Origin of the sequence: Halorubrum sp. CBA1125, from assembly GCF_009742825.1 — an archaeon.
Classification (GTDB): Archaea; Halobacteriota; Halobacteria; order Halobacteriales; family Haloferacaceae; genus Halorubrum.
Genome location: NZ_WPCE01000114.1, coordinates 1 through 9377, shown reverse-complemented (window position 1 = coordinate 9377; position 9377 = coordinate 1). Strand labels below are relative to the sequence as shown.

The 9377-nt window shown below is 54.2% G+C and carries 9 protein-coding genes and 1 pseudogene; 6 read left to right on the top strand and 4 right to left on the bottom strand.

Translation table 11 applies throughout. From position 1 onward, the window contains the following. Positions 1–399: 399 nt before the first annotated feature. Positions 400–1383: a hypothetical protein gene (locus GJ633_RS10760; protein ID WP_156588829.1), complete on the top strand. Its 984-nt coding sequence runs from the start codon at positions 400–402 to the stop codon at positions 1381–1383. An 88-nt stretch (positions 1384–1471) separates the two neighbouring features. Here GJ633_RS10760 and GJ633_RS10755 read toward each other — a convergent pair. Both GJ633_RS10755 and GJ633_RS17845 read right to left on the bottom strand, forming a co-directional pair. After that, positions 1472–1887: pseudogene (locus GJ633_RS10755) on the bottom strand (TRAM domain-containing protein). A gap of 224 nt (positions 1888–2111) precedes the next feature. Beyond that, complete coding sequence (locus tag GJ633_RS17845) at positions 2112–2789, bottom strand: CPBP family intramembrane glutamic endopeptidase (RefSeq protein WP_321169024.1); 678 nt, start codon at positions 2787–2789, stop codon at positions 2112–2114. 381 nt (positions 2790–3170) lie between these two features. Here GJ633_RS17845 and GJ633_RS10745 point away from each other — a divergent pair, with 381 nt between their 5' ends. Then, positions 3171–3512 (top strand): winged helix-turn-helix domain-containing protein, encoded by a 342-nt coding sequence (locus GJ633_RS10745; RefSeq protein ID WP_156588827.1) that lies wholly within the window; start codon positions 3171–3173, stop codon positions 3510–3512. A 321-nt stretch (positions 3513–3833) separates the two neighbouring features. After that, a complete protein-coding gene (locus GJ633_RS10740; protein ID WP_321169023.1) occupies positions 3834–4130 on the top strand; it encodes a hypothetical protein in 297 nt (98 codons plus the stop codon). Between the two features lie 49 nt (positions 4131–4179). Here GJ633_RS10740 and GJ633_RS10735 read toward each other — a convergent pair whose 3' ends face one another. After that, positions 4180–5094 carry an alpha/beta fold hydrolase gene (locus GJ633_RS10735; protein WP_156588826.1) on the bottom strand — a complete coding sequence of 305 codons (915 nt, stop codon included), beginning with the start codon at positions 5092–5094 and terminating at the stop codon, positions 4180–4182. Positions 5095–5430: 336 nt separating this feature from the next. After that, the gene (locus tag GJ633_RS10730) at positions 5431–6087 is read right to left on the bottom strand and encodes a helix-turn-helix domain-containing protein (protein ID WP_156588825.1); all 657 of its coding nucleotides are present in this window, start codon (positions 6085–6087) and stop codon (positions 5431–5433) included. A 115-nt stretch (positions 6088–6202) separates the two neighbouring features. Between GJ633_RS10730 and GJ633_RS10725 the strand changes: the two genes are divergently transcribed. The 3 genes from GJ633_RS10725 (at position 6203) to GJ633_RS10715 (ending at position 8586) form a co-directional block, all read left to right on the top strand. Continuing rightward, a complete protein-coding gene (locus tag GJ633_RS10725) occupies positions 6203–7843 on the top strand; it encodes an NADH-quinone oxidoreductase subunit D (protein ID WP_156588824.1) in 1641 nt (546 codons plus the stop codon). After that, positions 7840–8151, top strand: a complete 312-nt coding sequence (locus GJ633_RS10720) for a hypothetical protein (protein ID WP_321169022.1) — start codon at positions 7840–7842, stop codon at positions 8149–8151. The genes GJ633_RS10725 and GJ633_RS10720 overlap by 4 nt, the downstream gene beginning before the upstream one ends. A gap of 114 nt (positions 8152–8265) precedes the next feature. Beyond that, the gene (locus tag GJ633_RS10715) at positions 8266–8586 is read left to right on the top strand and encodes a hypothetical protein (RefSeq protein ID WP_156588823.1); all 321 of its coding nucleotides are present in this window, start codon (positions 8266–8268) and stop codon (positions 8584–8586) included. Positions 8587–9377: the final 791 nt, after the last annotated feature.

The window sequence follows — 9377 nt, the reverse complement described above, 5'->3', positions numbered from 1 at the left end:
GTACCAGCCGAGTCGCCAAACCAAGGGCAATGAATCCAACTCCGCCGACAGTGTACAGCATCTATCGGAGGGGTGCTACCTGTCGAACGTGGAGCTGTAATCAGCTGTCACCACATCCGACTGGGGCAGTTTTCTCATCTGCCCAAACGGGGCTGGCCGATTGAAAATGTGGAAACGACGTCACCGACACGAGCAGTATCAGTTGCTCACAGCTGAGTCGTGGAGTTTCGAGGAGGGCCATATCCTATATGATTGTAAGAGATATAAATAATGACTGGAGACCTAATTCAGAATACCGAGGGACAAAAATAGATCACCCAATCTTCTGAGGGCTCGTGAGTGTATGTTCCGAGAGTCACCACCAGAAGGGCTAACTATTCGCTTTGAGTCCTCTCACCCATGGCCCTCCACGCAGTCGAAAACGTTGAGGAAGCGTTCGGTGTCACCCGAGAGTTTCTGACACCCATTGATGTGCGCCGCTGGCTCAAACTCGCGCTTGTCGTGTTCTTTGTCGGAAGCGGTGTAAGCTTCCCGACGGCACAGTTCAACACGTCGACGCCGTCGGGAGACGTCTCAAACGGGGGGTTCCCGTTCAGCCTCCCGGTCGACGTGGTGACGCTCGTCATCGCAATCGTCACCGTCGGACTCCTTCTCGTCGGATTATTTGCCCTGATCGGCGCGATCATGGAGTTTGTACTGATCGAGTCGCTCCGCACGGGCGAGGTATCGCTCCGACGCCACTGGCGCCAGCGCTGGCGTCAGGGGCTCCGCCTATTCGGGTTCCGGATCGCGATCGGGCTTCCGATGGTCGCACTAATTGCCGGCTGGATCGCGCTGCTTGTTGTCCCGATCCTGACCGGACGCGGCCCTGCCGTCCCATTCACCGTGTTCCTCGTTGGGATCCCGGTGGTCTTCCTCATCAGCGTCCTGTACGCGCTGGTGGCAGGGCTGACGACCGTGTTCGTCGTGCCGCTCATGATTCAGGCAGACTCGGGTGTACTCGCGGCGTGGCGGCGTCTTTGGGGATCGATCAAGACCGCTTGGAAACAGTATCTGGCGTACGTCGTGATCGCGTTCTTGTTGACGGTCGCAGCCGGAATCATCGCCTCGATTGTAGTCGGAATCATTGCGGTCGTGCTTTTGATCCCCGTTCTCATCGTGGCCGCGATCGCACACCTGACTGTCTCGTTATCGTCGACGATCGGGATCGTCGTCCTCGTCGCACTCGCGATTTTGTTCGGACTATCGATGCTCGTCATCTGGACGGTCGCGCAGGTCCCCGTCGTGACGTATCTCCGGTACTATGCGCTGCTTGTGCTCGGCGACATCGAGGAGTCGTTCGACCTTCTCGTCGATCGGCGGCCGTCGGTAGAGAAACCGTGAACGAATAATACGCTGCCTGTTCCAATAAGCGAACCCCTGTATCGTTCACGCGATCCCGCCCACAGACGAAGAGAATGAGCGTTTCAGATTACTCGTAGTAGCTGACGCGATCGACAACTTCCGCGAAGGCGACATTCTCGCGCACATCGTTATCTCGATAGTGACACGTTCACTCTGTTTGGTGTCGGGGACAATAACGACGAAACCGTGCTCAACACGGGTGATACCGTCGCCTTGGTCACCAATGTCTTCGATTTCGACGGTGCGTTGTTCGCCTTCCTCGACAGGGGGTGTCTGTGGCGCTTCCGCGGGCTGTGGATCGGCGTTAGTATCGTTGACCCTGTTAATAGTCGCGGGTATCGGCAGAACAGCCACACGGTACGTCTCGTCTACCTGTAGGTTGCCAAAGCGGATCTCTTGCTCCGGTACCTCAATCACATATGACCCACTACGCCCTTCGATTGTGCCCGAGAACAGACAACGAAGTTGCTCTGAAATCTCCATTAGCGTTCTGGATGGACGTATCGATAGCCTCAGCGATGTCTGGGGTCGTCGCCGATTCGTCGTCAAGCGTCGCCAATATCTCCTGTGCAGTGTCTGAAGAAACTGTCTGGAGTACGTTACTCGGCTGCTCGTCGTCAACGACGACCTTAGTCCGTTCACGCGGCCTGTGATCGACGGGGGTGTAATAGGGGAATTCAGTTGGCATAGGTACTAATTGAGCTGGGTTACCGTCCGGTGTACGTAGTTACGCGATTATCGGGTTCGAGTGACCCATCACGCCAACGAATGTACACGACCAGTAGCAGGCCGCCAAGGATAGCGAAGCAGACAAAAACGAGTCCCTCTTCTCCGACCCAACGGGATGAGCCGACGATATCAACGGCGAGAAGCTCCGGTGTCCGCTGTGAATGTCCCAGTCCGAATATCGCGCTTTGTGTGAAGTTATAGAACACGTGAAATCCGATACTGAGAGCGAGTTCTCCGGTCAGGACGTATACTCCGCTCAGTACTAATCCAGCGATCAGATAGTACCCATACTGGCTCGGATGTGTTATTTTTCCGCCGTGTAGAAACGCGAACACGATGGTACTGAGAATCACTGCGAGTCCGACAGCCATCCGCTGAGAAACAAACCCATCCGCTCCTTCAGCGAGATTCGTCAACATCGAACCACGCAGGATAAACTCTTCCCACGCGGCCGCGAAAGCGATATACCCGAACACGATCCCCATCGCAGGGACGAACGGCAGGTCGCCGGAGCCATGCATCACGCCAACGAACGTGGCCCAGCCAGTACCGAGTGATACGATGAGCGCACCACCATTAATTACGGTGGCAACGATCCCACCAACAGCGAACGAGTGCCACCACTCCCGGTCAAACGAGAGGCCGAATCCGCTCACTGGGCGTCGGTCGATAGCTCGCGCACTGAGGAGGACTGCACTAACGAGAATGACAGCGATTCCAGTCAGCTCGAGAAGCTCCCGTATGGGATGATTGAATCTGGCTCGGATCACAGTCTGGAGGATTGCGAGGAGAAGGAACGTCAGCACCGTCGGCAATAGCGCGCGGAACGGTGCACGCAGGCGGCGTTGCTTAGTGTTCCAGACCGGCCAGAGAAGTTGGAGGACTCTCTGACGTAGGGAGGTTGGTAATATACGGTCAACCGCCGATTGTAACGACATACGCGGTCCAAGAGTCCGGATATAAGTAGCAACCCAGGCACGGCTTCCGACCCAGAAGCTGTGACGGGTTTTTTACTGTTACCCGGCTCTGGCACACATATGGACGAGGACGAGGATGCTGTCTTGGCGTTACTCGACGATGAGTACGCCCGAGCGATCCTCGCTCACCTCACAATTGAACCGATGTCAGTCGATGAACTCTGTACGGCCTGTGAGATGTCTGATGCGACGGCATATCGCCGTCTCGACCGATTGCAGGACGCAGACCTCGTGACCGAACAGCAGGAACTTGACCCCGACGGCCACCACTACAAGCGGTATGTGGCCACTGTCGAGACTGTCACCGTCACGTTCGCTGATGGGGCCTACGAAGTAGCAGTCACTCGGTCGATAACCGACCCTGCCGACCGGTTCACAGATCTGTTCGAGGGGTTGTCCTGAGATGGTTCTATTACAGCTGGAAGCGACTGGGACTGACCCATTCATCGCACTCGGCGTGCTCATCCTCTCTGTGGTCTCGGTAGTGTTGTCGCTGACTATCGCGGTAGTTCTGGTTCGTGGCTACCGTAGTGGACCGGCTCACCGCGGGATGCTGTGGCTCGCCGTTGGTCTCATATTCTTGACAACAGTCCCCGAGTTGCTTCGCGTTGGATTACCGACGGCTACCAATATCGGGATCGCTAGTCGGTCGATACTTATCAGTGGCTGTGAACTGTTCGGGCTTGGGACGATCCTGTGGACTGTGTATGGAGGTGAGATACGGTGATAGCAGACAGTTTGCTGGTTATAGACCTGCTTAGTCTGGGTTTGACAGCCCGCGGCGTGACTGCTGTCGTTGGCCTGTTTGTCGCTACGCTAGCTTATCGTGGGTACCGACGGAATGGCTCTGCAAAGATGCGGGCGCTTGCCATCGGTATCGGTCTGCTAACAGCAGGCGTTTTTGTGGCGGTTATGTTTACTGATTTGACTGGCGCGGGAAACGGCGTCGTCTTACTTGTACGGGGTCTCGTGACAGTTATCGGCCTCTGTGTCGTGCTGTACGCGATTGTTGTGGCATAGCGTATGGTCGAAAAGATGGGAGGGAGCACGCCAACTCCTCTTTTTCCTACTACGACAGACTATTTTGCGAAAGATGACGGAGTAGCTCTTCAGTTACTTCCTCACGTTCGTGATGGACCCAATGTGATGCGTTGGGGAACATCCGTAGCTGTCCGTTTTCACAGTAGTCGACGCTCTTTTCAGCCATCGAGGGGAGAAGTGCTATGTCCTCTGTTCCCCAACAAATCAACGTCGGTTGAGTAACCGTGTTGCGTGATGGGCTGCCCGATCGACGGAAGCCTCGATACCAGTTTATGCGTGGATGAACTCCAGTATGCTGCCAAGCCGCACGGTAGCGTTCGATCGTTTCTTCGTCGAACGTTCCTGAATTCGATGTTACCTCAAGCGATGCAACCATATTGTCCATACCGTTCCGACGCAGCATCCATTCGGGGAGCTTCGGTACCTGATAGAACCAGACGTACCAACTCCGAGCAATCTGTTGAGGGCTGGATTTCAACGTATCTCGATATACTGTTGGATGTGGGACGTTTAAGATTCCGAGGCGATCGACGATGGAGGGCTGACGGAGTGCGACGTTCCAAGCGACGAACCCACCGAAATCGTGTCCGATAACGTGTGCCGATTCTTGACCCTCGCTGTGGATCAATTCGCAAACATCGGCCGATAGTTCTGATAACCTATAGGCATCTACCCCGTCTGGAGCTTCGCTTAGATTACAGCCCCGTTGGTCGGGAACGACGACACGGAAACCGGCTTCAACTAGGGGGCTAATTTGGTCGCGCCAGCCGTACCAGAAGTCGGGATGTCCGTGCAGTAGGATGACGAGTGGAGCATCGGGGTCGCCGGCCGTCACGATATGTAGCTGGACGTTGTTAACGCTGCGATAGGTGGATTCTACCTCGTGATCGGCTAGTAATGATGCATCAGTATTCGTGGTCGGGGATGTTTTTGTGACAGACATTTGTAGTGGCTTGAAGCGACAACTGTGTTCGGAATCTGTGCACAAATATCGAACTGGAATCGAGTGTGAGTGAGGATACGGTACGTAGATGAATATGCTGACTGCCGCACCTATAGGGCTACTTTTGAATACACGAATCGGTTTGAATCCAAATCGACTGACAGAGCTTGTGACGAATTGGTCCATTACTCCCGAAAATCCAAAGCACTTCAGCTAGAGCAGTAACTGAGTATCCTTTGGAACCAGGTCGCTAACGCAGTTGAGAGGTGCTTTACACACCCTATAACGCGTAATTCGTGAAGTATCTCTCCGAAGAAGATAGCGTTCGAAACCACGTTAATGAACCATTTCGTTGAACACACGCTCTTCGACTTTTCGAAGGTGTTCACCGACCGTTCCAGGAGTGATTCCAACAACCTCGCTAATGTCCTCAAGTGATGCCTGCCGAGGTTCGCTATAATACCCTAAGTCAACTGCCGTCTCCAGAATTTCTTCTTGTCGAGATGTAATCATTCTGCTGAACGAAGATTCATTAGCTTCGTAATCACCTGTTTCAAGGATCTCAACCATCAGATATTCCGTATCTTCAACGTACTCGTATAATGTTCTGAATATCTCATTCGTCCCCAAATATGTCACCTTGAGATGACCATCAGAGGTGAAGCGGATAGGTGTATCAATAACCAGAAGTGATTCTCGTTGTAGTTCCAACGCCCGCCGAACTGTTTCTGTCGGTTCAAATTGACTCACAGCCATCCAGGGGTCCTCTCCGGCAGTCAGGAAACTAATAACGTGAGGTGACTCTTCCATAATCTGCTTGTACTGTTCCTGGCTGCCACTTGCTTCGGCAAATAGCAGTACTGTATCATCAGCAAGAAGCTCGATATAGTGAATGGCTCTCCGCTTAATAGAAGGATCGTCCGTTAGCTCCCCACCGAGTGGATGGAACGCACCATCCCCATCTGGTTTGACTAACACCGTAAGATACCGCATACAATACGGTAGAGTATACTAGATTAAATCACCACGGATACTCGTTATTTATATTTCACCACTGGTGAGGCAGAGTGCCTATTGGATTACACCGAGAATTGATACCTGATGAGCGATGCAACAGCAACAACGCTCAACCGCCAGCCTACTCATAGACGAGGCGGATACAGCTCTCCCCGACAACGCCATCGTCGACCGTGAATCACACGAAAACGCTCCCGCAATCGTAATCCGAGCCGACCAAGTCCAGAAGATCCTTTCGACGCTTCGCTCGGAGACAGGACTTGACCACTGTTCATGTGTGACTGCCCAAGAGTACGAAGATAGTTTCGAGACGACATATCATCTCACCGGTTATGACGACCGGACACGTGAACTGTCGGTCGTTGTTCCGACACCGAAGGACGATCCGGTCAGCGAGTCGGCTGCGCCAGTCTACCGGACGGCCGAGTGGCACGAACGGGAGGCCTACGACCTCGTCGGCATTGAGTACGAGGCCCACCCAGATCTGCGGCGGATTCTCCTACCGGAGACATGGCAGGGCCATCCGCTATCGATGAACTCCAATCAGAATCAGCCTCAGATCGTGCCGCTACGCGAGCACGCCAACCCCATCAAAGACGACAGTCGGCAGGGAGACACGATGTTCATCAACATCGGACCGCATCATCCCTCGACTCACGGCGTGCTTCACTTGGAGGTGGTCTTGGATGGCGAGCAAGTGGCCGAAGTTGAACCGGATATTGGGTATATCCACCGGTGTGAGGAACAGATGTGCCAGCAAGGAACCTACCGCTATCAGATTATGCCGTACCCCGACCGGTGGGACTGGGGCGGAGCGGGGCTGCTCAACGAGTGGGCCTATGCCCGCGTCATCGAGGACCTAGCCGATATCGAGGTCCCCGAGTACGCTCAAATCATTCGGACGATGAGTGCCGAGTTGTCGCGCATCCTTTCGCACTTGCTAGCCACTGCGATGTACGCGCTGGATGTCAGTGGTGAGTTCAACGCCACCTTCATGTACGGCTTCCGGGACCGGGAAATCGTCCAAGATCTTCTTGAGGACCTGACCGGTCAGCGGATGATGTTCAACTACTTTCGGGTTGGCGGCGTCGCCTGGGACATTCCAGAACCGCGCGATGAGTTCTTCGACGATGTACGCGCCTTCACCAACGACCTGCCGCCGAAGCTAGAGGAATATCACGATTTGCTGACAAGTAACGAAGTCTTCCAAGTGCGGTGTATTGACACTGGTGAGCTACCGCCGGAGATGGCAAAGAAGTACGGAGTCACCGGACCAGTCGCTCGTGGTTCTGGCATCGACTATGATCTCCGGCGGGACGATCCATACGGCTACTATGATCACCTCCAGTGGGATGTCGTCACTGAGGACGACTGTGATAACTTCGCTCGCGTGCTCGTTCGGTTACAAGAAATCGAGGAATCCGCAGCTATCGTGGAACAGTGCGTCGACCTTCTCGAAGACTGGCCGGAGGAAGACCGGACCTGTCAGGCTAATGTGCCGCGGACGCTGAAACCGTCTGGTGAGTGCTACAGGGTCGTTGAGGGTGCCAAAGGCGAACTCGGAATTTACATTCGCGCCGACGGCACTGAGACCCCAGCACGGTTCAAGATCCGCGGGCCGTCGTTCTCGAACCTTTCGGTGCTCCCAGCAATCGCAGAGGGAGAGTACGTTGCCGATCTTGTCGCAACTCTCGGGAGTCTTGATACCATTATGGGGGAGGTGGACCGGTGACGAGGCCTACTTCGACACTGTGGGGAAGCGACTCCGACCAGCAGGTGACCTGTATCGCCTGCGGCGAGACACTCGACCGTGAGGACGCCCGGGAGTATGACAAACACGGCGATCGCTGGAGCCGCGAGGGAAAAGACTTCGAGTACCTCTGTAAGCCCTGCCACCGTGAGTGCTGTCACCAGACCCGCGATGGACTCGAAGAGACGCTCGTAACGGCCGGCGCCGGCCGAACTGACCGCAAGACGTTCCTCAAACGGTACTGTGAGCTCGCGGGCGACAATACGGAACCGAACTCAACAGAGTCGTAACAGAGGGATTCGCCAACGAGGTCGAAATAAGGCAATCGACTTCGCTACCAGTCTAATGGAACTCCACATTACGATCACCATCTTCGAGATCACACCCAACCGGAGTGCTGCATAATGATTGACTTGACTTCGAGTGCGTTGGAATGGATCGCTGTTGGAGGGATTTTGACAATTGTGGGAGTATTGATTAAGTTCCGCGGGTGGACGTTTCTCCTCGCGGGCTACGACGAGGACTCACCGGTCCCAGGCGACGTGGTGCAGGATATGGCGGGGAACTCCGTTCTCCGCGTCGGCCTCGTCGTTTTCGTGGTCGGCATACTCACGTTCGTAATGAACCCGCCGTCGTATCTCGGCATCCTAGTCGGAGCCGTGATTGTACTGGACGTGCTGCGCCTGATCTTCCGACTGAATACATGGTCGTCTCAGGGAGGCTGAAGCGATGCTGACAACCTCACTACTGTCGGATGATGATACTACTCCTCTGCCGGGGAGTTACTGTTCCCGAATTACGTTCGTCGTTCGACAACTGTGCGTTGAAGGCTCTGTTGAAATCCTATTCTTCAGACAGATTTTTTACCTGAAACAGTTGGTCGATGGATGTTGCGAATCGAACAGAAGGTATTCACTATTCGAACACACCATTTACTAACAATGCCCTCTCAATACAAACGACGCACTATGCTTGAAGTGGTGGCGTCGTCCGTCGTGGTTACGCTCGCAGGTTGTGCCAGCGATCCTGATCCCGGTGATTCGAATGAGTCCCCTAATCAAACTCAAGAGTCAATAGCGACGGACGATCTTACGTTTGATGTTACTGTTGAAGAAGAGTTCACAGATACTCACCCTGCCCGGATTCAAGTCGCATTGACAAATAGACTAGAGACGCCGATAACCCTTTCTTTGGGTATCACACCCCCCGTTCACTTCGTATTTGGGCGATAGCCAATCGGACGAAAATCAACTCGTTCTCGTTCCTGATGTCCCCGAAGACGAGAGTCCAATTGATTGGCTGGGTGAGGGGGATCCAATTCCGACCAGTCCCGAAAATGGATGCTGGAATGTAACTCAAGATCTGCAGGTGGAAGAACTCGGAATGGATACGGAACTTGATGGGGGAGATGACCAGTAGCCAGCAAATACGATGTGTACGGGTATCAAAACGAATCCTGTCCTTCGTCCGGTGAATATCAATTCAAAGAGACCGTAAGCCTTCGCCGCGGACAGCC

Bases quoted from the DNA above. Each gene is read 5' to 3' on its own strand.
- GJ633_RS10745 (WP_156588827.1), top strand. From the start codon at position 3,171: ATGGACGAGGACGAGGATGCTGTCTTGGCGTTACTCGACGATGAGTAC.
- GJ633_RS10715 (WP_156588823.1), top strand. From the start codon at position 8,266: ATGATTGACTTGACTTCGAGTGCGTTGGAATGGATCGCTGTTGGAGGG.
- GJ633_RS10760 (WP_156588829.1), top strand. From the start codon at position 400: ATGGCCCTCCACGCAGTCGAAAACGTTGAGGAAGCGTTCGGTGTCACC.
- GJ633_RS10725 (WP_156588824.1), top strand. From the start codon at position 6,203: ATGCAACAGCAACAACGCTCAACCGCCAGCCTACTCATAGACGAGGCG.
- GJ633_RS10735 (WP_156588826.1), bottom strand. From the start codon at position 5,094: ATGTCTGTCACAAAAACATCCCCGACCACGAATACTGATGCATCATTA.
- GJ633_RS10730 (WP_156588825.1), bottom strand. From the start codon at position 6,087: ATGCGGTATCTTACGGTGTTAGTCAAACCAGATGGGGATGGTGCGTTC.